Raw genomic sequence first — 22,865 nt, forward strand, 5'->3', positions numbered from 1 at the left:
TCGGGAGGTGAGAGATGCCCGACGATCAGGCAGAGCTGTTGCGTGTGCTCTACGACCAGCACGCGTCCGTTCTATGGCGCTACACCGTTGGCCTGATCGGAGATCCGGGGCGGGCTGAAGACATCGTGCAGGAAACATTGTTGCGGGCGTGGCAACGTCCGAACGTGCTGGACCAGTCGACGACGTCGGCTCGGGCCTGGCTGTTCACGGTTGCCCGCAATCTTGCCTTCGACGAGCACCGTAGCGCTCGCAGCCGACGCGAATTCGGCACCGATGCCCCGCCCGAGGTGCAAACCCCGGATCAGACGGATCGGGCACTCGATTCGTGGTTGATCGCCGACGCCTTGGCGACGCTCAGCAACGATCATCGCGAAGTGATCGTGCATTCCTACTATCGCGGGCTGTCGACGCATCAGATCGCCGACGAACTCGAGATACCGGAAGGCACCGTGAAATCGCGCATGCATTACGGAATGCGCGCCCTGCGCCTCGCTCTGCAGGAAATGGGGGTGACCAAATGACCACCAACGATCCGCACAACACCGACGATCCGTTCACCACCTGGGATGCCGGCTACGTCCTCGGTGCGCTGTCGCCGGCCGATCGACGGATCTACCAGGCGCATCTGGCCGAGTGCGACAACTGCAGCAATGCCGTCAACGAGTTGGCGGGTGTTCCCGGCCTACTCGCCCTGGTGCCGCGGGAAACCGCGCTGTCGATGATCGATGACGACGTCGTCGCATTGCCGCCCCCACCGCCGGACGGGATGCTGCCACGGTTGGTTGCGAAGGCCGAGCGAACGCGACGACGCAGCCGATGGATCACCGCGGGGGTCGGTATCGCCGCGGCAGCCGCAGCAGTGGCCATCGCGGTGCCGGTTGCGCGCATCGGACACGACTCGGGCGGCGGAACCGCCCCCACCGTGTCGGCGCAGCCGTTCGCCGCCCGGACGATGACCAACCTGATCGCCAGCCCCCTGTCCGCCGACTTCACCTTGACCCCGAGCGCCGACGGTGGCACCCGCGTCGACTTGGAATGCCGATACGACGCCGGTGCCGCCGCATACACAGGCAAGTACGAGATGTATGTGACCGACGCCAGTGGTGTGGAGTCGCAACTAGCCACCTGGACGGCCAAGCCGGGCGACGTGGTGACGCCATCGGCAACCATCTCGACTGCGCCAGGCAATGTCCGAAGTGTCGATATCCGTTCCAGCGCAACAGAGCAGGTCATTCTGCTCGGAACCGTCTAGTCAGAGTATTTATCTTCGACAACTGAACCGATCGCCCCCGCGATTCGTATCCAGTGCAGAGCCCCGAACACGGGCAGCGCACATAACGAGTCGCGGGAGGTGCATCGGATGAGCAGGAATTCACAGTCTCGGGTTGTCGACTACATCGTCGATGCCGTTGCGACACTGGGAGTTCGCCACATCTTCGGCGTCGATGGCGCGAACATCGAGGATCTGTACGACGCCATCTTCTGTATGAACACCGCCGCCGCCGATATAGCCATGACCGGCATCGTGGCGAAACACGAATTCTCGGCCGCGACCATGGCCGACGGTTACTCGCGGACCACCAGCGGGTTGGGTGTCGTTGCCGCGACCTCCGGCGGTGGCGCGATGAATCTCGTATCAGGACTGGCCGAGGCATACACCTCTCGGGTGCCGGTGCTCGCACTGATCGGGCAGCCGCCCACCGCACACGAGGGCACCGGCGGATTCCAGGACACCAGTGGGCTGGCGGGCTCGATCGACGCGCAGCGGTTGTTCGCGGAGATCTCGCGATACTGCGCGCGCGTCGAGCGGCCGGAGGACATCGCCGAGCACTTGGACAAGGCGGTCGCCGCGGCAATGCGCGGCGGACCGGCTGTGCTGTTGCTGCCCAAGGACATTCAGCAGGCCACCGTCGATGCTGTCGCATTCGCGCCGCAGGTCCGAGTGCCGAGCCCGGCGGACCTCGATAGCGCAATCGCCGCAATCACCGGTGCACGCCGCACCGGAAAGATCGTGATCGTCGCGGGCGACCAGGTCGCTCGCAACGACGCACGCGACCAGCTACGACGACTGATTCTGGCCTTGGACGCCGAGATCGGCGTTGCACCCGACGCCAAGGACGTCTATCCCTACAACGACGGTTTCTGCGGTGTCGCCGGAACCATGGGTCATGCCGAGTTGGTCGATGCCGTAACCAATTCCGCGCTCTGCGTCTTGGTGGGAACGCGGCTACCGATCACCGCGCGCGCCGGACTCGATGCTGCGCTGGCGAACACCACGGTGATCAGCATCGGCGCCGAGCAGCCGTTCACCTCGACCACGCACACGCACAGCACCGACCTCGCCGGCGACCTTGCTCGCCTTGCCGACACGTTCTCGCTCGCCGAGCTCGAGGCGCCTCGAGACGACGTCGCTCGATTGACGACTCTTCGTGTGCCCGATGCGACAGGGCCGGGGCTGCGCTACCGCGATGCGGTCGACACCATCGCCGCACATTTGCCCGACGGCACCGACGTGTTCGCCGACGCGGGCAACACCGGCGCATCTGTCGTGCACCACCTCCGGGCCACCCCGGACAGCCGCTTCGTCGTCGCGCTCGGCATGGGCGGAATGGGCTACGCGTTCGGTGCGGGAATCGGATCCGCGATCGCGCGGGACCGACGCACCTTCGTCATAGCCGGAGACGGCGCATTCTTCATGCACGGCATGGAGATTCATACCGCGATCGAACACGACGTACCGGTCACCTTCGTCGTCTTCAACAACAACGCGCATGCCATGTGCGTAACCCGTGAACATATCTTCTATCAGGATCGATACAGCTTCAACCGATTCCGGCCGTCGATGCTCGGCGAAGGCATTGCGGCGATGTTCCCGACACTGCCTGCCTTCGCCGCGCGCAGCCAGGACGAGTTGGCGACGGCGCTGCAGGAAATCGCGGCGACGAGCGGTCCGAGCTTCATCGCCGTCGACTGCGATCCCGACGAGATACCACCGTTCGCGCCCTTTTTGAACACACAGCCGACCACCAGCCCCACAACCGAGGAGAAATCATGACGACTGCCCTGCCCGCTCTCAGTGACATCGCCGAAGACGTGATTCCCGGCGTTCTGCGCATCGAGAATTCCGATCGTGAAGCCACGACGCCGGTGATCATGGACATGCTGCGGTCGGTGTACCCGCATGATCAGGTGTTCGGCCCGTACTGCCCGGTCCAGGCCTACATCGCCGCACCGCCGCGCGACGTGTTCGACTACCTCGCGGACACCCGCTCGCTCGAGGAATGGACCTACAGCCTGCGCGGATTCACTCCGACCGAGACGCCGGAACTCTGGCAGTCCTTCGATCGCCTCGGCGATCAGACCAAATGTTTCGCCAAGACCGTGTTCAACGCCGATGCGATGACGGTCGACTACCACTGCGCGTGGGACCAGGGTGAGCATCTGTGGATGATCTACCTGATGCGCGTCGTCGACGCTCAGGTGGTGCTGAACAAGCCGGGCTCGGTGGTGTTGTGGAACAACGTCCACCATCCGTTCTACGACGAAAATCCCTACCCCGAAACAGCTCCCGCCAACCGTCCGGTGTGGGTCGGCGACTTCTGGGACATGTTCTCGGCCGGGCACCAACTGGAGATGAACAACCTCAAGGCCATCTGCGAGTACCGCGCGTCGCACGGTCTGCCCATCAAGCCGGATTGGATGAACTGACCATGACGACACTCGACCGACCCACCGTCAGCCTGCTCGACGTCTCCAGCTACCTGCCCGAAAACCGTGTTCCCACCGAATACTTCACGCAGTTCTCGCGCTCGGACCGGATGGCGAAGAACGTGATGTTCCGTTCGCCGAAGTTCCGTCACCACGTAGCGCCCGGGGAGACCGCGGTGGACATGGCGGAGAAAGCGGTCGCACCGCTGATCGAGCGCCACGGTGCGGACATGATCGCAGGAGTCGACGTACTCATCACCCACACCCAGCTGCCCGACAACCCGGCGTTGGGCAGCGGGCCTGAGCTCGCCCGCAGGCTGGGCCTGCATCCCGACTGGGTGCTCGACGTTCACAACGGCGGCTGCGCGGCATTCGTCCACATGATGGAGCTGGCGCAGACCATCCTGCAAAGCACTTCGGCGACAACGGCATTGATCGTCGCCACGCAGAATTGCGCGGGCCAGATCTTCACGCAGTCGGAGATTCGCAAACTCGCGCAGGCACCGGTTCCCGGTGACGGCTGCGGGGTCGGGTTATTGGTCAAGTCGGATGCCGCACCGATCTTGGGTGTCGAAGCGCGTACGTATCCGGAATTCGCGGGTGACATGAGCTTCACGACCAACTCCGATCGGCGATACTGGGAAGAAGGCATCGGTCAGGCGTGCATCAGCTTCACCGAATCGAAGATCACCAAGGTGTTCGCACGCGGTAACCGGCTGGTCCCGGAAGTTGCTCTAGCCGTGTGCGATCGGATCGGGGTGCCATCCAAAGAGGTGAACACGTTCGTCACCAATCAGCCCAACAGGCTGTTCCTCCGAAATTGGCGGGACGCGCTGGAGTTGACCGAGGAGAACCATCCGGACACCTTCGACGAGTGCGGAAACCTCTTCGCCGCAGGCATTCCCGTGACACTGGATGCCGAGAACCGCGCGGGCCGGATCAAGAACGGGTCACTGGTCCTGATGTCGGCATTCGCCCACGCCGGCGACTTTGCGGCCGCCGCGGCAGTTCGGTGGGGTGCGGAGCCGGTCGCATGACCGCTGAAATGACAGTTCCCAGAGGGTACTTCGATCGGACACCGCAGTTCGAGCTGGGATTGAGCGAGAACCCGTTCCCGCCGCTGCCCTCGGTGCTTGCCGCGCTCAACGACGTGATGGCGAACGCCAACCGCTACCCGGAATTCCTGCCGGACAGGTTGCCGCGCGTCATCGCGCGTCGCATCGGCGCGCACCCCGACCAGATCATCGTCGGTTCGGGCGCCACCGGTGTCGCGATGCAGACCTTGCAGGCGGTGTTCGGCGCGTCGGTGTTTCGCGGGACGGAGGAATCGCGCGGCGAACGGTCGCGGATGGTTTTTGCGGCGCCGACGTTCGACGGCTACCCCATCATGGCGTCGATCGTCGGGGTGGACGCGGTGGCCGTACCGCTCGATTCGGCGGGTCGCCAGAACCTCTCAGCGATGGCCGCCGCGGTCGACGATCGCACCGGCGTGGTCGTGGTCTGCAGACCGCACAATCCGACGGGCACATTGATCGGCGCAGCCGAGTTCGAGGCGTTTCTGCGCGCGATACCGGAGGACGTCGTGGTGATTCTGGACGAGGCCTACGTGGAGTTCGTCCGGACGCAGGACACGCTCGACACGCTCGGCATGATCCGTAAGCATCCGAACCTGCTGATCCTGCGGACCTTTTCCAAAGCATTCGGACTGGCCGGTTTGCGCATCGGCTATGCGTTCGGCGCACCGACCTTGACGAGCCGGATTAGACGCTGGCAGTTGCCGTTCGGCGTGAACTCGACGGCGGTGGCGGCGGTGACCGCGTCGTATGCCGCCGAACACGAGCTGCATCTGCGGGTCGCGCGAATCACCGCCGAGCGCGAGCATCTGCGTAATGCCCTGCAGCAGCGCGGCATTCGAGTTCCGCGTAGTCACGCCAACTTCTTGTATCTGAGTGGTCACGGGATTGCGGGTGCGTTGGAGCAGGCAGGTATCGTCGTCAAGTCCTATCCCGACGGCAGTGCACGGATCGCGGTAGGCGATCCTGCAGCGAGTCGGGCAGTATTGCGTGCGCTCGCCTCCGCCTGACAAGTACAGCCTGAGAAGTACAGGTAGCGAAACACTCACGACGGCGGCAAGGTAAGAGTTGGATGATGGATGCATCAGCTTGCTTTCACGAATGGAGTCACACACATGGGTAACGGCCACTTGGCAAAGGGAGCCGTCCGGGCTGCGGTTGCAACGGCTGCGATCGCACCGATGGTCGCGATCGGTATCGCGGCAGGCACAGGCTCGGTGTCGGCAGCCCAGGCTCCCTCGATTTCCATCGCATCGGTCGGCAACGGCGCGTACACGGTGACCTGGGATTCGCACGATCCGAAGTCGCCGTGCACTGCCCACATCACCTCCGACGGTCAGCCTGAGCGCCTGTCTCCGCTGACGGCGTCCGGCACGAACACCGGCAGCTTGCCCGGAGGCCGCACCCAACTGTTCGTCGACTGCGGGACCGCGGGTCGCAGCCTGACCGTCTCTGCGTACGCGCCGAGCAACCCGGTCAACGACATCCTCACCCTGTTCAGCTCGGGTCTCGCGGGATTCGGGATTCAGGCGCCTTTCTGATTCTTCCGTCCGCCCAGGAGTTGAGCGCTCCCGCCATCTCCTGGGCGTGATCTGTGGTGATCGTCAGAGTGAGTGCGCCTGCGGTCCTCACCTCGATCGCGGGGCCGGTGCGGGTGACGATGCCGTAGCGGCCGCGTCCTTTCGCGCGCAGCCCCCATCCGCCGAAGTCCTTGAACGGACTTACCTCTGTCACGCGGGCACCCTCGATCTCGTCGATGCCCACGTCGATGCTCGTCATTCCTAGATTGCGTACTCGGATGCCGTCGCCGTCGACCACGATCCGATATCGCATCACCCCGACGACCACCACCAGAACAGGTACGACGGCGACCACCGGCCAGAACGATCCGACGAACCACCAGCCGAGCGCTGCAACTCCCAGCGCAACGACGGCGAATGTCGCCGTGCCGGTGCGCGTGAATCCCACGGTGTCGAGCACGGCGGTGCGCTGACCGCGCGGCAGATCGGGCGCGGGTGGCTCGGGCGCGGCGGGTTTGCGGCGGTGATCTCGGAGCAGAGCCGCACCGATGACGCCGACGCAGAATCCGCCGAGCGCGCCCACCCCGATCGCCCACGTAGGCAGCCGAACATCGGAGCTGTCCGTGATGTCCAACTGGACGATCAGGATCGTGAGTTGCAGGGTGACGAGCAGACCCAGCACGGTCAGGCCGATCAGCAGCATCGCTCGCCGCATGATCAACAGCGGCTGTGCCAACGCCGCGACGGCGCAGCAGCCACCGGCCACCAGCAGCGTGATCAGGGCAAACGTCCACGCCGATGTCGTCGGGTCGGAGAAACCGTTGGGCGCTGCACCACTCCAATGGGTGGCGAGTCGGTCGGGCAGCCGGTGTCGCCAGAGGTGTGTGACGAGCACGCCGACGACCGCCGCCACCACCGGAAGTCCGATTCCGAACAGGACGCCGACGGGATCGAACGTGCGCTGCTTCATCGGGTGCGTTGCCACCACCGGCGACGTACGAGCACGCCGGTCTCGGTCAGATGGGCACGAAATGCTGCGGCATCGGCGTGCGTCGACACCTTGGGTCGGTCCGTTGCCCAAGCCAGGAACAGGCTGCGGTAGTTGTCGCCGCACCAGTGACGAAGCATCGGATCATGTTGTGCCACTTCACCCGCCCGCTTGCGCAACAGCGCCTCCGACGTTGCCGACAGCGCGGCGATGTCGAATCCGGATGGTGGTTCGCCGCCCGCGACCAACGCGCGGACCACGGCGGCCTGTTGCTCGGCGAGCGTCACGGCAGCATCCGATCGGTGATGCGCGGAAGTGACGCCGCGTCGGCGATGGCGTCGAGCTGATCGAGCAGCTGCGCGGCAGGCGGGTAGTTGCCGTCGACCTCGAGCAGCAGTGGCTTAGGCGATGTGAGGGAGCGCACCATGTCGAGCACCTCCTCCGGCACCGGATCGGTATGGGTGTCGTGGTAGCGGCCGTCGATCTCCCGACCGCCCGCCACGTGGCAGTACGCCACCCGCTCGAGCGGCAACCGATTCAGCTCGGCGACCGGGTCGACACCGTGGTTGCGCGCGTTCGCGTAGACGTTTGCGATATCCAACAATAGAAGCACACCGGTACGGTCGGTCAGTTCGGTGAGGAACTGTGCCTCGGTGTACTCGGCATCAGGCCAATCGAAGAGCGCCGCAATGTTTTCCACGGCGAACGGAACCGGTAGGCCATCTTGGGTTCGACGAATATTCTCGCTCAGGACGTCGAGCGCTTCGCGGGTACGTGGTACCGGCAGCAGGTGACCCGCCTCGATACCGTCGGCGCGCACGAACGCGATGTGCTCACTCACCAGCGGAGCATCGAGTGCCACGGCACAGGCGGCAAGCCTGTCGATGCGGGCCTGCTCTACCGGCTCGGCTCCGCCCAACGACAGCGAGATGCCATGCGGCACAACAGTGGTGGACAGCTGCGCGAGCTCGTCGGGCACGATTGCCCGACCCCGCGCGATCGGCAGCGATTCCGCGATCACTTCGCAGAACTGCACCCCGCGCAGCGCAGCGATGAACCCGGCAATCTCCGGCCGCCAGCCGATGCCGACGCCGGGGACGAGTGGCGCGCTCATCCGCCACATCCGCCGCCACCGCAGCTACTCCCGCCGCCACAACTGCTTCCACTGCTGCAGCTGCTCCCGCTGCTGCAGCTACCGCCTCCGCCGAAAGAACCGCCGTCGGACGAGCTCACCCCGCTGTCGTTCGCCAGTCCCGGATCGACCATCCACAGCGAGGCCCCGCCGAACAGCGCAACGGACGCGCCCGCATCCATTGCGCCGTACGTAGACATCGACGGCCGATTCTTCGGTCGCAGGTACGAGTACTTCCGCAACGCGAGCACCTGCTCCACCGCACCCGCCTTTGTCCGTCGCGGCGTGCGAAGGACAAGTGCCAGTGCAACTCCCACGACGACAAGAAGCGCGAACAGCCACCCGACCGGCTTGTTGCCCATGACGCCCGCGATCAGACGAGCGACACCCACGATCCCGACGAACAGAATCGGAACCGCCGCCTCCCGACGGGCTCGGCGTGCGTCGTCGCCGTTGAGCAGGCCGCGATCGACCAGGCGTGCTCGCAACTGCGCGAGGGGAACGGTCAACGACTTCACCAGCTCGGCAACATGCTTGGAGCCTGCTGCGGCATAGCGGTCGTAGACACACCGGGTGAAGGCATCCAATGTGCGGTCCTGCGGTCCCAGCGGGCGAGCTACCGACCCGCCGGCTATCAGGCCCGCGGCATGCAGTTGAGCGAGCGCAGCGATGACGGCGCGCCGCTCGTCGGTGAGCATCCCGAGTTCGGCGGGCGTCAGGGGTTCCCCGAGTTGGGCGGGCACGGCCAGCTGCCTGATCAGATACCGTCGCAGGCCGATGCTCGCCACGATCGCGGCGACAACGCCGAAGAGGTATCCACGGAGAAATTGGGGGCCCGAGATGCCCCAGGTGTCGGAGGCGCTCACATCGTGCGCCAAGGCTGAGAATCCGGACATCGTGCACCTCCTTCGAACCGCGACCATCTCGCGAGGATCGTCAGTATTGGGCACGAAACCGACAAGAACGAGATCCGTTGCGAGATCGAAATAATGGCATGAAACACAGTGGACGGTGACGGCATCTGACACGCTGCTGGACATGACGTCGACCTATCGCATCACCCCGCTCGACGAGGTGTTTCTCAACATCTCCGATCAAAGTGTCATGTCCATTCAGTTCGAGATAAGGGTGGAGGGCAGGTTCGACGCGGACAAGATGGCTGCGGCGATGCGCGTTGCTCTCGGGCAACACGAGTTCAGCCGGGCGCGGCTCGCTCGTTCGACCATCGGGGCGGTGCGGCGCGACTGGGAAATCCCGGATTCCGTCGATCACCTGCCGCTCGAGGTAACCGACGAATCGCCCGAGGATGTCCGCGGCCGCCTGTTCGGCGTCGACGTCGCTCTGTCGACCAGCCCCCCGTTCGCGGCGACGATCGTCCGCAGCGAGGGTGGCGACTATCTGATGCTCAACCTCCATCACGCGGTGTTCGACGGGATGAGCGTGCTGCGATTCGTGACATCGATCGCGCGTGCCTATAGCGGAGAAGACGACCCGATCGGTGGACCGCCCCTGGCCGAAGCTCGTGATCTTCGATCGGTGGCGGGCTCGCGCGGCATCTCGGATCTGCTTCCGCGGGCGACCAAGATCGCGCGTGACTACGTGGACCGACGCAACGTCACCCGAGTGGCCGCTGACGCACCCGCACAAGATGATCGACGCTACGGATTCACCGAACTCCGCTTCAGCGAAGACGACACCGCTGCCGTGCGCGCACTAAAGCCGAAGGGTGCCACGATCAACGACGTTGCGCTGGCGGCCCTCGCCCTCACGGTTGTCAAGTGGAATCGCGAACACGACGAGGCGATCGGCGACACGGTCTCCATCATGATGCCGGTGAACATCCGACCTGCCGAGTGGTCGTCGGAGGTCGTGTCCAACTTTGCCGGCTACCTGGCGGTGATCGTTCCGTCCGACCTGGGCCCGGATCTGGCTACCGCAGCGGGTATCGTCCGCGACCACACGACGCCGTTGAAGGCCGACGGTGTCGCGGGCTGGATGATCGACATTCTGGGTCCGGGAAAGTATCTGCCGTCCGTCGTCAAACGGGGGCTTTCGGCGCTGCTGCCGCTCGTGCAGGACAGTTGGGTAGAGTCCGCGACGCTGTCGAATCTGGGTCGTACCTCGATCCCGTCCTTCGGTGGCGACGTCGGCGCCGTGACGGAGGTGTGGTTCAGTCCACCGCCGCTGTCGTCGATTCTGCCGATGGCCGTGGGCATGGCAGGGATCGGATCGGAGCTCTTCGCGTCGTTCCGTTCGGATCGACGGCACATCGGCGACGACGGGGCGCGTCGTTTCGCCGAGATCTATCGCGAGATCATGACTGGCGCACCCGATCCTTCGGCGTGAGAATGCTGAGGTGTCGCGGCAGTACGCTCACGTCGACCGGCAGCTCGCCGATCAATTCTCCATCCGCGTAGGCGGTGATTCCCGGCGACTCGATGCGGATCGACGTCGTTCGGTAGGTTTGCACTTCCGGCGACTCGATGTGCTTGCCGCTGAACACCTTCGGGAACGATCGAATCATGGCGAACCGCGATCCCGAGTCGATCACGGTGACGTCGAGCAGCCCATCGGTCGGGTCCGCGTTAGGGCAGATGCGCATGCCGCCGCCGTAGCTGGACGTGTTCCCGATCGCGACCAGGGTGATATCCCGCTCGATCACGGTGCCGTCGTCGAGGGTCATCCGAAACGGAAGGGGTTTCAGGTTCGCCAACTCGGCCAGCAGCGCGACGTTGTAGCGCATGCGCCCACGCGGCCAGGACATCGTGTTGGTGCGGTCGGTGACGAGCGAGTCGAAGCCCGCGGCGGCGATGGATCCGAAGTAGCGACGGATGCCGCCCGCGCCCTGGACGAGGCCGACGTCGACGCGGGTGACATGTCCGTCGGCGATGAGGTCGGCCGCCGCCTCGGGATTGTCACGCGGGATGCCGTAGTGGCGCGCGTGGTCATTTCCTGTCCCGGACGGGATGATGCCGAGCGGAACGTCGGTGCCGGAAAGCTGTTGCAGCGTATGGGAAATCATCCCGTCGCCGCCGACGGCGGCGACGACGTCCGTACCGTGGTCGAGAACCTCGCGGCCGAGGCGGCGCGCATCGGCTGGGTCTTTGCCGATGTACTCGTCGACCTGCATCCCACGTTCTCGAAGCCGTTTCACTGCCCGCGCGGTGATCTCCGCGCTCTTGCCGGCACCGGACTTGGGGTTGGAGAACAGTGCAACACGTTTGCTCACGGGATCAGCTTGCCAGTGTTCGAGAACGAACAACGCCATGTTTCACACCGTTGTTGCCCTTGCGGTGGTCCCTGGTGTCGACTGGACAACGCGTCGGCATCACCACAGAAACGAAAGGCTCGCGATGAGCACAGAACTCTCCTATGCCCGCGGTGCAGCGTCCACCGATCTGTTGGACGAGACGATCGGTGCGAACCTCGATCGTGCGGTCGCGGCCTATCCCGATCACGAGGCGTTGGTGGAGATGGCCACCGGTCGTCGGTGGACTTACCGTGAGTTCGGTTCGGAGGTAGACGCTTTCGCGCTCGGACTATCCGCAGCCGGGATCGGCAAGGGCGACCGGGTCGGGATCTGGGCGCCCAACTGCGCGGAATGGTCGATCACCCAATATGCGACGGCAAAGATCGGCGCGATTCTCGTCAACATCAATCCGGCCTATCGAACGCACGAACTCGAGTACGTCCTGAAGCAGGCCGAGATCACGATGCTGATCGCCGCGCCGAAGTTCAAGACGTCGGACTATGCGGCGATGATCACCGATGTCCGCCCCCGAGTCGACAGCCTGAAAGACGTGGTGCTGATCGGATCGCAGGAGTGGGATGGGCTGGTCGCGGCAGGACGCGACGCCGACCCGCAGACGTTGACGGCGGCGCTGGCGTCGTTGCATCCCGACGATCCGATCAACATTCAATACACTTCGGGCACAACAGGATTCCCCAAGGGTGCCACGCTCAGTCACCGCAACATCCTGAACAACGGCTTCAACGTCGGCGAATTGTGCGACTACACGCCGGACGACAGGGTGTGCATCCCGGTTCCGTTCTATCACTGCTTCGGCATGGTCATGGGCAATCTCGGTGTGACCACGCACGCCGCGACGATGGTGATCCCGGCAGCCGCGTTCGACCCCACCGCAACGTTGAAGGCCGTCGCCGAGGAGAAGTGCACGTCGCTCTACGGCGTACCTACCATGTTCATCGCGGAACTGGCCGACCCTAACTTCGACTCCTACGACCTGTCGTCGCTGCGGACTGGAATCATGGCAGGCTCGCCGTGTCCGGTCGAGGTGATGAAGCAGGTGGTCTCCCGGATGGGGATGACCGACGTGACGATCTGTTACGGCATGACGGAGACGTCGCCGGTGTCGACGCAGACCAGGGTCGGTGACACGCTCGACCAGCGCGTAACCACCGTCGGGCGGGTCCACCCGCACTTGGAGATCCAGCTGGTCGACCCGGCTACCGGAGAGGTGGTTCCCCGCGGGACGGCGGGGGAACTGTGCACTCGCGGCTACTCCGTGATGGTCGGTTATTGGAACAACCCCGAGAAGACGGCCAAAGCAATCGATTCCGACGGCTGGATGCACACCGAAGACCTCGCCGTGATGGACGACGAGGGCTACGTCGCCATCACCGGACGGATCAAGGACATGGTGATTCGCGGCGGCGAGAACATCTACCCGCGTGAGATCGAAGAATTCCTCTACACGCATCCGGACATCGTCGACGCCCAGGTGATCGGGGTTCCAGACGAGAAGTTCGGCGAAGAGTTGATGGCGTGGATTCAGCTGCGCCCCGGTGCCGAGCCGCTTACCGTAGACGTGCTGCGCGAGTTCGCCACTGGCAAGTTGGCGCGGTACAAGATCCCGCGCTACATCCATCTCACCGAGGAATTTCCGATGACGGTGACGGGAAAGATCCGAAAAGTCGAGATGCGGGATCAGTCCGTCAAGCTGCTGGGACTCGACACGAACGAAGCCTGAAAGGCGCCGGACATTTCAGAGCTATTGTCGATCCGCTAGACATATGTCATATTTATGTAAAGCAGTTCGATGGTGGCAATGAGGCCGACCGGTTTCCCTTGCCACTCCCTCGTCGAAGCACCCAGCTACCGAAGGTCAGGGACATGGGAACAATCACTTTCGTTTCATATGACGGCGAATCACAGGACGCAGAGATCGACGAAGGTCAATCGTTGATGCAGATCGCGACCAGCAACGGCGTCGCGGGCATCGATGGCGACTGCGGAGGTGAGTGTGCCTGCGGAACCTGTCACGTCATTCTCGACAAGCAGTGGCTGAGCCGGACCGGCGAGCAGAGCTCCGAAGAGGAGCAGATGCTCGACATGACGCCGGAGCGCGAGCAGACGTCACGACTCGCCTGCCAGATCAAAGTCACCGAGGATATGGACGGCATGACCGTCAAGCTCCCCGAATTCCAGATGTAACTCCGGAAACTATCGAAGTCACGGCGAGGTAAGAAATCATGAGCACTCTCAATCGGGTGAAGAACACGGTCGAGTCGGTCAATCCGCTCCCAGCGGTGCGAAGCAAGGTCGAGTCGAACGTCCCGCTCCCCCTCCTGGTCCGGGCGGCGCACGCGTACAACCGCGCGCTGCGCACCGTCTCCAAAGGCGCGCGGCAGCCGAAGTTCGTCGAGAAGCCGATTCCGGATGGCGCGACTGTCCCCCTCGCCGACATCGACATGAGCAACCCGTTCCTGTACCGCCAGGGTCAGTGGCTCTCGCACCTCAAGCGCTTGCGCGACGAGTCGCCGGTGCACTACCAAACGAAGGGTCCGTTCGGCCCTTTCTGGTCGGTCACGCGCTACGAGGACATCCTCGCGATGGACAAGAACCACACCGTGTTCTCGGCCGAGCCGTACATCATCATCGGCAAAATGCCTGCGGGACTGGATCTTCGGATGTTCATCGCGATGGATCCGCCGAAGCACGACGAACAGCGCGTCGCTGTGCAGGGCGTCGTCGCGCCGAAGAATCTCAAAGAGATGGAATCGCTTATCCGCTCACGAGTCCAGGAAGTTCTCGACGAACTGCCGATCGGTGAGCCGTTCGACTGGGTGGACGTCGTCTCGAAGGAACTGACGTCGCGCATGCTTGCCACGCTGCTCGATTACCCGTACGACGAGCGCCGCGAGCTCACCGAGATGTCCGACCTGGGCTCGGGACTCCCGGCGATCACGGGCGGTGACACCGATGTCGACGAGACGTTCGATGCCGGAGTTGTGTTGGCAACCAAGGTCCTTGCGCTGTGGAAGGACAAGTCTGCGCGCATCGCGGCTGGTGAGGCACCCGGATTCGACCTGATCAGCCTCATGCTGTCGGACCCGAACACCGCGAATCTGATGGACCGACCGATGGAGCTCATCGGCAACCTCATGCTCCTCGTCATCGGTGGCAACGACACGACCCGTAACTCGATGACCGGTGGCGTGTACGCACTCAACAAGTTCCCGGATCAGTTCGCCAAGCTCAAGGCCGATCCGAAGCTGATTCCCAACGCGGTCTCCGAAATCATCCGTTGGCAGACACCGCTGGCGTACATGGCGCGGCGAGCCAAGGAAAACACCGTTGTGGGCGGTCAGCACATCCGCAAGGGCGACAAGCTGATCATGTGGTACTCCTCGGGCAACCGCGACGAGCGCCATTTCGACAACCCGGACGAACTGGTCGTCGATCGCAAGAATGCGCGCAACCACATCGCGTTCGGTTTCGGTGTGCACAGGTGTATGGGAAACCGGCTCGCGGAGCTGCAGTTGCGCATCCTGTGGGAAGAGCTGCTCGAGCGCTTCGACGACATCGAAGTCCTCGAGGAGCCGGAGATCGTGCAGTCGACCTTTGTGCGCGGCTACTCGAAGATGATGGTCAAGCTCACCAAGAAACAGCAGGTCTGACCGTGCGGGCGATCATTGTCGGCGCCAGCCACGCCGGTGCGCAACTCTGCGCGAGCTTGCGCCAGGAAGGCTGGGAAGGCGAGATCCTGCTGATCGGCGACGAGCCTGCGTTGCCGTATCACCGCCCGCCTCTGTCGAAGACCTACCTCGCGAACAAGACCACACTCGACGACCTGCTGATCCGGCCGTCCGCGTTCTACGCCAAGAACGACATCACCATCCGGCACGCCACAGTGACCAGCATCGATCGTGAGGCCCACGTGCTCACGTTGAGTGGTGGTGAGGAGCTCTCCTACGACAAGCTCGCGCTGTGTTTGGGTGCCCGCCCGCGCCGCCTCCCCCTGGCGGGCTCGGACTTGGTCGGCGTGCACTACCTGCGCGATGCCGCCGACATCGAAGCGATTCGGAACGGGATCACCGGAAGCGGTCGCGTCGTCATCATCGGAGCCGGCTACATCGGTTTGGAGACTGCGGCCTCGCTGCGCAAACTGGGTGTCGACGTGACCGTGTTGGAGAGCGCCGAGCGCGTGCTGCAACGCGTCACGGCACCTGAGGTATCCGCGTTCTACGCTCGCGTGCATCGCGAAGAGGGTGTCGAAATACGAACCGGCGTCGCAATTTCGGCGATCGAGGGTGATGACCGCGTCCGCGGTGTGCGGCTGGCCGATGGCGAGCTCGTGGAAGCAGATCTGGTCATCATCGGAATCGGCGTCGTGCCGAACACGGAACTCGCGGAGGCGGCGGGCCTGCGGGTGAACAACGGCATCACCATCGATGATCATGCCCTGACCAGCGACCCGGACATCGTCGCCGCGGGTGACTGCGCGAACCACTTCATGCCGCGCTACGACCGTTGTCTACGCCTCGAGTCGGTACCCAGTGCAGGCGAGCAAGCCAAGATCGCCGCCGCAACGATGTGCGGCAAGAGCAAGGACATCACGGCTCTACCGTGGTTCTGGTCCGACCAGTACGAACTCAAACTCCAGATCGCCGGACTCAACGAGGGCTACGACAGTGTCGTGCTCCGTGGGGATCCGGAGGCGGGTCGCAGCTTCGCCTGCTTCTACTTCAAGCAGGATGAGCTGATCGCGGCAGATTGCGTCAACCGCCCGCAGGAGTTCATGTTCAGTCGCCGCGGCATCGGTGAACGGGTTCCGGTGGATCGGAGCCAATTGGCAGATCCGGATAGCTCGTTGAACGACATGCTCAAGGCAGCGCTGGCCAGCAAGGCCGCGGCAGGCTGACGGGACGTCAGGTCGGCTGGCAGGCGTCGCGCAGCGAGCACGATGTGCAGGCGTGGCCGCAACCACCGGTTTCCGGAACGGCGGCAGCCGCCCTTGAGGCGAGCGATGCGCCCGCACCCGCCGTGAACAGGGCGGCAACGACAGCGACCAGCATCGCGACCACGGCAAATACGCCGTCGAGCACGACCATCGCGCCGCCGCCGATGGCAAGCAGCAGACCGGCGGCAAGCATGGTGGGTGCGGCGACCTTGTTGGCCAGCTTGAACGACTCGTCGTCGCGCATGGCTTCGGGAGTGCGGACGCCTGCCCAGCGATTGCGTGGGAGACGCCCGATCAGCCCTGCGACCCCGACTGCGGCGACGACGACAGCCAGCACGAAGAGGACGACAGCAACGATGAGCACTTGGCAAGGATAGCCGCACCCGGTGGGCCGTCCGAAATCGGTTGTCGCAGGCCTTACGCTGGTAGGACAAACTTTCCGCCGAGCAGATAGAGATGGAAACAGTGGGCAACGCCGACCATGCCGACGAAACTGCGGCCGACCAGCCAGGTGAGACGCTTCAGCATCGCTACACGGCTGACGTCGCTGCGCGGATCGAGCGGCACTGGCAGCAGGTGTGGGCCGAGCAGGGCACCTTCAACGCTGCCAACCCGGTCGGCGACCTGGCGGGCGATGTTCCTGGTGACATGGGGGGCGGCCCGCCCGAGGACAAGCTGTTCATCCTCGACATGTTCCCGTACCCGTCGGGCTCGGGCCTGCATGTCGGGCACCCGCTGGGCTACATCGGCACAGACGTGTTCGCGCGCTTTAATCGGATGCACGGTCGCAACGTGCTGCACGCACTGGGCTTCGACGCATTCGGCCTGCCCGCCGAGCAATACGCGGTGCAGACCGGCACCCACCCCCGCACCACCACCGAAGACAACATCGCGAACTATCAGCGTCAGCTCGCTCGGTTGGGCTTGGCGCACGATTCGCGCCGATCGTTCGCGACGACCGATGTCGACTTCTACCACTGGACGCAGTGGATCTTCCTGCAGATCTACGGCGCCTGGTACGACGCCGACGCAGGCAAGGCTCGTCGCGTCGACGAGCTGATCGCCGAGTTCGATTCCGGCGCAAAGCAGTTGGACGATGGACGGTCGTGGTCGGCGCTGTCTGCTGCTGAGCGTGGTGCGGTAGTGGACTCCTATCGCCTTGTCTATCAATCGGATTCGTTGGTCAATTGGTGTCCTGGACTGGGCACGGTGTTGGCCAACGAGGAAGTGACCGCCGACGGACGCAGCGATCGCGGAAACTTCCCGGTGTTCCGTAAACACTTGAAGCAGTGGATGATGCGGATCACCGCGTACTCCGATCGGCTGATCGACGATCTGGAATACCTGGACTGGTCGGACAAGATCAAGTCGATGCAGCGCAACTGGATCGGTCGGTCGTTCGGTGCGCAGGTGCACTTTGCGGCCGGCCAGTCGGACATCGCCGTGTTCACCACCCGCCCGGACACGCTGTTCGGCGCCACCTATGTCACGTTGGCGCCGGAACATGAGCTGGTCGACCAGCTGACCGCCGCCGAGTGGCCCGAGGGTGTCGATGCCCGCTGGACCGGTGGTGCCGTCACTCCGGCGGATGCCGTTGCGTCGTACCGGAAGTCGATTGCCGCGAAGTCGGATCTGGAGCGGCAGGAGAACAAAGAGAAGACCGGTGTCTTCCTCGGCTCCTACGCCACCAACCCGGTCAACGGACATCAGCTGCCGGTCTTCATTGCCGACTACGTCCTGACGGGTTACGGCACCGGCGCCATCATGGCGGTGCCCGGGCACGACGCTCGTGACTGGGATTTCGCGACGGCGTTCGGTCTGGACATCGTGGAGGTGATTGCAGGCGGCGATGTCGCCCAAGGCGTGTACAGCGGTGACGGTGTGCTGGTGAACTCCGATTACCTGAACGGCCTGTCCGTCGAGGACGCGAAAAAGGCTGTGGTGGAACGGCTCACGGCTGACGGTAGCGGTGCGGGCACCATCCAGTACAAGCTGCGCGACTGGCTCTTCGCGCGCCAGCGGTACTGGGGTGAACCGTTCCCGATCGTCTACGACGGTTCGGGCGATGCACATGCGTTGCCGGAATCGGCACTGCCGGTGGAACTTCCCGATGTCGAGGACTACGCGCCGATCAGTTTCGATCCCGAAGACGCCGGCTCTGAGCCGTCGCCACCGTTGGCCAAGGCCACCGAATGGGTGAACGTGGACCTCGATCTGGGTGACGGGCTGCAGCACTACACCCGCGACACCAACGTGATGCCGCAGTGGGCAGGTAGTTCCTGGTATCAGCTGCGCTACATCGACCCGACCAACAAGGAACAGTTCTGCGCGCCCGAGAACGAGGCGTACTGGGTGGGTCCGCGACCGGAGATTCACGGTCCCAACGATCCCGGTGGTGTCGACCTCTACGTCGGTGGCGCGGAACATGCCGTCCTGCACCTGATGTACGCCCGGTTCTGGCACAAGGTGCTCTTCGATCTGGGCCATGTCAGCTCGAGCGAGCCGTACCGCCGCCTGTACAACCAGGGCTACATTCAGGCGTTCGCGTACACCGATGCGCGTGGCGTCTACGTGCCTGCGGAGGATGTCGAAGAGCGCGACGGCAAGTTCTTCTACGACGGTGCCGAGGTACGCCAGGAATACGGCAAGATGGGCAAGAGCCTGAAGAATTCCGTTGCACCCGACGCGATCTGCGACATGTACGGTGCCGATACTCTGCGTGTCTACGAGATGTCGATGGGTCCGCTGGACACGTCGCGGCCGTGGGCGACCAAGGATGTCGTCGGCTCGGCTCGGTTCCTGCAGCGAGTCTGGCGCGTCGTGGTCGACGAGGAAACCGGCGAGTTGCGCGTCACCGACGATCAGCCTGCCGAAGACACGATTCGGTTGCTGCACAAGACGATCGACGGTGTGGAGGCCGACTACAAGGCGCTGCGCGACAACACCGCCGGTGCCAAGCTGATCGAGCTGAACAATCACCTGACCAAGCAGTACCCGAAGGGTGCGCCACGCTCGGTGGTGGAACCGCTGGTGCTGATGTTGGCCCCGCTGGCCCCGCACATCGCCGAAGAACTGTGGAATCGGTTGGGCCACGACGGATCCCTGGCCCGCGGCCCCTTCCCCGTCGCCGACCCGAAGTGGTTGGTGGAGGACACGGTCGACTACCCGATCCAGGTCAACGGCAAGGTGCGCAGCAGGATCAGCGTCCCGGCAGATGCAACCGTTGCAGATGTCGAAGCAGCGGCGTTGGCGGACGAGAAGATCGTTGCGATCTTGGAAGGCAATCCGCCACGCAAGGTGATCGTCGTACCTGGTCGAATGGTGAACGTGGTGCGCTGACGCGTCCGTGAGTGAAATTCGGTGCTAGGGCACTGAATTTCACGCACAGTGCCCAGCGCGCAACGCAGCCAACTCCGCTGCCCGCGGATCGAGCACAACGCGCGACTCGGGATCGTCGAACATCTGCACTGCAGGATTGCTCTCTTCGTATCGTGGCCAGCCCGGATTGCCATGCTGCGCGAAAGCGACCCAGGCCGAATGCATTCGGTCGGCCAACTGCTGCGGTGGAGTGGGGCCGGTGATGGATTGTGAATTGACAAGGTTGTCGAAGACGAAGCCGATCTCCAGCGCATGACACGCTCCGAGGTCGGGAATCCCTGACGCCCACGCGAAGTCGTAGAGGTGCGTCGACGCCGGAGCGTGAGCACGCAGCTCGGCCATTCGCGTTGTGTCGGAACGGAAGGCGTGATCGCTGAGCACGGCGGCGAGCAAGTCGCCCGGACTGGCTTCGGGCCGTTGCGCCGCATAGGTTTCCACGACCGCTGGGGCGATCCCGTAGCGTGCCAAGGCGAACGGCAGCGCCTCGATCGTGACCGCTGCACCCAGGCCCGCGGGCACGGTGAAGAACCGAAACTCGTCGGAGTTGGTTCCGGCCAAGACCGCAATGTCGTGGCCTGCGCCTGCACGGATGGCGTCGACCGGAAGCTGGGGAACGACGTCCCCGTCGATCGTCGGGACACAGGTCATCGCACCCAGACCGGCCCGCACGGCAGAGGCACCCCACCGATCTGGGTTCGGGTCGTTGGCGAACTCGACCGCAAGCGCGGTTTGCGCGTCGAGCAGCGCGGCCGAGCTGATCGTAGCCAACCCGTCCACTGTCGGCTCGACGCCGAGCTGGTCGGCTAGATAGACGCTTGCGTTGCGCGCATCCGCGAGTTCGGCTGCGGTGCTGACGTTTCCGCTCTGCATGATGGCACGGTGGAACAGGCCCGTGCTGAGCGGCGACGTCAGCAAGGCGGCCACACTCATCGCCCCCGCCGACTCGCCGAAGACAGTGACCTGGGCCGGATCGCCACCGAACGCCGCGACGTTGTTCTGCACCCATTCGAGTGCGAACAGCTGATCGCGCAAGCCGCGATTGGTCGCGCCACCGTCGACGACTCCGAAGCCGGGGAAGCCCAGTCGATAGTTGATCGACACCAGCACCACCCCGTCGCGGGCAAAGGCGGTGCCGTCGTAGGTCGGAATCGTGTTGGAACCGCGGCTGAACGCACCGCCGTGAATCCAGACCAGCACAGGTAGATCGGAACCGCCGCCGTCCGGCGTCCACACGTTGAGGTGCAGGTAGTCGTCACCCGGTGTGATGAAGGTTCCCAACAGTGCGGCGATCGGTGCCGGATACGGAATCTGCGGACTTGTCGGCCCGAGTTCGACGCCGTCGCGCACACCGTCCCAATTCGCGACGCGATGCGGTGCCTGAAATCGGAGCGGACCGACGGGCGGGGACGCATAGGGAATCGCGAGGAATGCAGTGACGCCGTTGGTGGTGCGGCCGCGCACCTGTCCGCCGGTGACAGTGACGATCGGGTCCATATCTCGACGGTAGCGCTCTGCAGATTCGCGCGCCGCGATATGCTCGCAAACTGGAACAGGTTGCAGTTCGAGCGAGGAGTGCGCAATGGCATCGATAGAGCAGATTCGCGCGGTCGTCGAGAAGTACGTGGGATTGGTCGGCAGCGGATCGGCAGATGACATCGTCGCCCTCTTCGCCAAGGATGCGGTGCTCGAAGATCCCGTCGGCACGGATCCGCGTATCGGACTCGACGCGATTCGCGAGTTCTACCAGGTGATCGAAAACCTCGACCGGAGTTCCGAATTGGTGACGGTCCGAGTCGCGGGTCATGGTGCCGCTTTCGTCTTCAGGCTCGTCACCCTCGATGGGTGAACAGAAGGTCGATCTGTCACCCATCGACGTCATGAGCTTCGACGACGACGCCAAGATCACCAGCATGCAGGCATTCTGGAGTCAGGCAGATCTGAAGCTGTCCTAGCGCTCGGCTGCGGGACAATCTCGTGGTGGAGCTGCCAAGGAACCTCGTGGACGAGATGGACCGATACGACGCCCCGGATGCGCCGCGTCGAGGCTGGGTCGACGCGTTACCGGACACCCTCGCGATGCTGGTGGAGCGCTGGCACCTCACCGACGTCGGTCGGCCGTATCAGCCGGGCGGTGTCGCGTCGTGGGTGGCGCCGGTACGAGACGCGCGTGGCGCGAGGGCGGTCCTCAAGGTCGGCTGGTACCACTTCGAGGCGCTGCACGAGGCCGACGGGCTGCGCGCGTGGGATGGCAACGGTGCAGTGCGACTTGTCTATTCAGCCTTGATCGGCGATACCAATGCGTTGCTGTTGGAGCAGTGCCTGCCCGGTCGGGCCTTGTCGTCGGAGACCGCGAGCGTGCAGGACGATGTGATCGTCGGGTTGCTTTCTCGCCTGTGGATCGAGCCGCGGCCGGGACATCCGTTCCGTCCGTTGCAAGAGATGTGCGACGAGTGGGCGGATGAATTCGAGGAGAAGTACGCTGCCGATCCCGCCTTCGATCGCGGAATGGCCAGTGCCGGAATGGAATTGTTCCGAGAATTGCCGTCGACGGCGGATCGTGCGGTGTTGCTATGCACGGATCTGCATCCGGACAACATCCTGGCCGCCGAGCGAGAGCCGTGGCTGGTCATCGACCCGAAGCCGTACCTCGGCGATCCGGCCTACGACGTCCTGCAGTACATGTTCGACTCGCGCGAGCGACTCATCGCCGATCCATTCGCATTCGTCCGAGAGCTGGCAGAACCTCTGGCTCTCGATCGGGAACGGCTGCGGCTCTGGCTTTTCGCGCGATGTGTGCAGGAAGCGCTGGATGCACCCGATCTGGTGCAGGTAGCGGCCACCCTGGCCCCTTGAGCTGGGGTG

The 22,865-nt window shown here is 64.1% G+C and carries 21 protein-coding genes and 1 pseudogene; 15 read left to right on the plus strand and 7 right to left on the minus strand.

Features of this window, described 5'->3' with window-relative positions:
* Positions 1 to 14: 14 nt before the first annotated feature.
* The 7 genes from FOY51_RS03530 to FOY51_RS03560 all read left to right on the plus strand — a co-directional run bounded on the left by FOY51_RS03530 (position 15) and on the right by FOY51_RS03560 (position 6,322).
* Positions 15 to 521, plus strand: a complete 507-nt coding sequence (locus tag FOY51_RS03530; protein WP_149428770.1) for a sigma-70 family RNA polymerase sigma factor — start codon at positions 15 to 17, stop codon at positions 519 to 521.
* A complete protein-coding gene (locus FOY51_RS03535; protein ID WP_149428771.1) occupies positions 518 to 1,252 on the plus strand; it encodes a zf-HC2 domain-containing protein in 735 nt (244 codons plus the stop codon). The genes FOY51_RS03530 and FOY51_RS03535 overlap by 4 nt, the downstream gene beginning before the upstream one ends.
* A 108-nt stretch (positions 1,253 to 1,360) precedes the next feature.
* The gene (locus tag FOY51_RS03540; RefSeq protein WP_149428772.1) at positions 1,361 to 3,055 is read left to right on the plus strand and encodes a thiamine pyrophosphate-binding protein; all 1,695 of its coding nucleotides are present in this window, start codon (positions 1,361 to 1,363) and stop codon (positions 3,053 to 3,055) included.
* Complete coding sequence (locus FOY51_RS03545) at positions 3,052 to 3,708, plus strand: SRPBCC family protein (protein WP_149428773.1); 657 nt, start codon at positions 3,052 to 3,054, stop codon at positions 3,706 to 3,708. The genes FOY51_RS03540 and FOY51_RS03545 overlap by 4 nt, the downstream gene beginning before the upstream one ends.
* A gap of 2 nt (positions 3,709 to 3,710) precedes the next feature.
* Complete coding sequence (locus FOY51_RS03550) at positions 3,711 to 4,745, plus strand: 3-oxoacyl-ACP synthase III family protein (RefSeq protein ID WP_149428774.1); 1,035 nt, start codon at positions 3,711 to 3,713, stop codon at positions 4,743 to 4,745.
* A gap of 8 nt (positions 4,746 to 4,753) precedes the next feature.
* Positions 4,754 to 5,791 carry an aminotransferase class I/II-fold pyridoxal phosphate-dependent enzyme gene (locus FOY51_RS03555; RefSeq protein ID WP_149428775.1) on the plus strand — a complete coding sequence of 346 codons (1,038 nt, stop codon included), beginning with the start codon at positions 4,754 to 4,756 and terminating at the stop codon, positions 5,789 to 5,791.
* 105 nt (positions 5,792 to 5,896) lie between these two features.
* Positions 5,897 to 6,322: a hypothetical protein gene (locus FOY51_RS03560; protein ID WP_149428776.1), complete on the plus strand. Its 426-nt coding sequence runs from the start codon at positions 5,897 to 5,899 to the stop codon at positions 6,320 to 6,322.
* Here the strand turns inward: FOY51_RS03560 and FOY51_RS03565 are convergent.
* Genes FOY51_RS03565 through FOY51_RS03580 form a run of 4 tightly spaced genes read right to left on the minus strand, consistent with a single transcriptional unit; the run spans position 6,279 to position 9,317 of the window.
* Complete coding sequence (locus FOY51_RS03565; protein ID WP_149428777.1) at positions 6,279 to 7,271, minus strand: DUF1648 domain-containing protein; 993 nt, start codon at positions 7,269 to 7,271, stop codon at positions 6,279 to 6,281. The genes FOY51_RS03560 and FOY51_RS03565 overlap by 44 nt on opposite strands.
* Positions 7,268 to 7,576, minus strand: a complete 309-nt coding sequence (locus FOY51_RS03570) for an SCO6045 C-terminal-like domain-containing protein (protein WP_149428778.1) — start codon at positions 7,574 to 7,576, stop codon at positions 7,268 to 7,270. Before FOY51_RS03570 ends, FOY51_RS03565 begins: the two co-directional genes overlap by 4 nt.
* Complete coding sequence (locus tag FOY51_RS03575; RefSeq protein WP_149428779.1) at positions 7,573 to 8,403, minus strand: MbnB/TglH/ChrH family RiPP precursor modification enzyme; 831 nt, start codon at positions 8,401 to 8,403, stop codon at positions 7,573 to 7,575. Before FOY51_RS03575 ends, FOY51_RS03570 begins: the two co-directional genes overlap by 4 nt.
* The gene (locus tag FOY51_RS03580; RefSeq protein WP_187776158.1) at positions 8,400 to 9,317 is read right to left on the minus strand and encodes a TIGR04222 domain-containing membrane protein; all 918 of its coding nucleotides are present in this window, start codon (positions 9,315 to 9,317) and stop codon (positions 8,400 to 8,402) included. The genes FOY51_RS03575 and FOY51_RS03580 overlap by 4 nt, the downstream gene beginning before the upstream one ends.
* A gap of 142 nt (positions 9,318 to 9,459) precedes the next feature.
* Between FOY51_RS03580 and FOY51_RS03585 the strand changes: the two genes are divergently transcribed.
* Positions 9,460 to 10,767 carry a condensation domain-containing protein gene (locus FOY51_RS03585; RefSeq protein WP_149428781.1) on the plus strand — a complete coding sequence of 436 codons (1,308 nt, stop codon included), beginning with the start codon at positions 9,460 to 9,462 and terminating at the stop codon, positions 10,765 to 10,767.
* Here FOY51_RS03585 and FOY51_RS03590 read toward each other — a convergent pair.
* Entirely contained in the window at positions 10,736 to 11,650 is a 915-nt protein-coding gene (locus FOY51_RS03590; protein ID WP_149428782.1) for a diacylglycerol kinase, read from the minus strand. The two genes, FOY51_RS03585 and FOY51_RS03590, sit on opposite strands and share 32 nt — an antisense overlap.
* 124 nt (positions 11,651 to 11,774) lie before the next feature.
* Between FOY51_RS03590 and FOY51_RS03595 the strand changes: the two genes are divergently transcribed.
* The 4 genes from FOY51_RS03595 to FOY51_RS03610 all read left to right on the plus strand — a co-directional run bounded on the left by FOY51_RS03595 (position 11,775) and on the right by FOY51_RS03610 (position 16,586).
* Entirely contained in the window at positions 11,775 to 13,412 is a 1,638-nt protein-coding gene (locus FOY51_RS03595; protein ID WP_149428783.1) for an AMP-binding protein, read from the plus strand.
* Between the two features lie 143 nt (positions 13,413 to 13,555).
* Positions 13,556 to 13,876, plus strand: coding sequence for a 2Fe-2S iron-sulfur cluster-binding protein (locus FOY51_RS03600; protein WP_149428784.1), 321 nt, complete (start codon positions 13,556 to 13,558; stop codon positions 13,874 to 13,876).
* A 38-nt stretch (positions 13,877 to 13,914) separates the two neighbouring features.
* Positions 13,915 to 15,342 (plus strand): cytochrome P450, encoded by a 1,428-nt coding sequence (locus FOY51_RS03605; RefSeq protein ID WP_149428785.1) that lies wholly within the window; start codon positions 13,915 to 13,917, stop codon positions 15,340 to 15,342.
* Positions 15,343 to 15,344: 2 nt separating this feature from the next.
* Entirely contained in the window at positions 15,345 to 16,586 is a 1,242-nt protein-coding gene (locus tag FOY51_RS03610) for an NAD(P)/FAD-dependent oxidoreductase (RefSeq protein ID WP_371830397.1), read from the plus strand.
* 7 nt (positions 16,587 to 16,593) lie between these two features.
* Here FOY51_RS03610 and FOY51_RS03615 read toward each other — a convergent pair whose 3' ends face one another.
* The gene (locus FOY51_RS03615; protein WP_149428786.1) at positions 16,594 to 16,989 is read right to left on the minus strand and encodes an SdpI family protein; all 396 of its coding nucleotides are present in this window, start codon (positions 16,987 to 16,989) and stop codon (positions 16,594 to 16,596) included.
* 92 nt (positions 16,990 to 17,081) lie between these two features.
* On the opposite strand from FOY51_RS03615, the gene leuS reads away from it, so the two are divergent.
* Positions 17,082 to 19,964 carry a leucine--tRNA ligase gene (gene leuS, locus FOY51_RS03620; RefSeq protein ID WP_149428787.1) on the plus strand — a complete coding sequence of 961 codons (2,883 nt, stop codon included), beginning with the start codon at positions 17,082 to 17,084 and terminating at the stop codon, positions 19,962 to 19,964.
* Between the two features lie 39 nt (positions 19,965 to 20,003).
* Here the strand turns inward: leuS and FOY51_RS03625 are convergent, their stop codons facing one another.
* On the minus strand, positions 20,004 to 21,497 hold the full coding sequence (locus FOY51_RS03625) for a carboxylesterase/lipase family protein (RefSeq protein ID WP_149428788.1): 1,494 nt from the start codon (positions 21,495 to 21,497) through the stop codon (positions 20,004 to 20,006).
* Positions 21,498 to 21,582: 85 nt separating this feature from the next.
* On the opposite strand from FOY51_RS03625, the pseudogene FOY51_RS03630 reads away from it, so the two are divergent.
* Together FOY51_RS03630 and FOY51_RS03635 are read left to right on the plus strand one after the other, a co-directional pair.
* Positions 21,583 to 21,955: pseudogene (locus tag FOY51_RS03630) on the plus strand (nuclear transport factor 2 family protein).
* Positions 21,956 to 22,010: 55 nt separating this feature from the next.
* The gene (locus FOY51_RS03635; protein WP_235916098.1) at positions 22,011 to 22,856 is read left to right on the plus strand and encodes an aminoglycoside phosphotransferase family protein; all 846 of its coding nucleotides are present in this window, start codon (positions 22,011 to 22,013) and stop codon (positions 22,854 to 22,856) included.
* Positions 22,857 to 22,865 lie beyond the last annotated feature (9 nt).

The sequence above is a fragment of the Antrihabitans cavernicola genome (assembly GCF_008297975.1).
Lineage (GTDB): Bacteria > Actinomycetota > Actinomycetes > Mycobacteriales > Mycobacteriaceae > Antrihabitans > Antrihabitans cavernicola.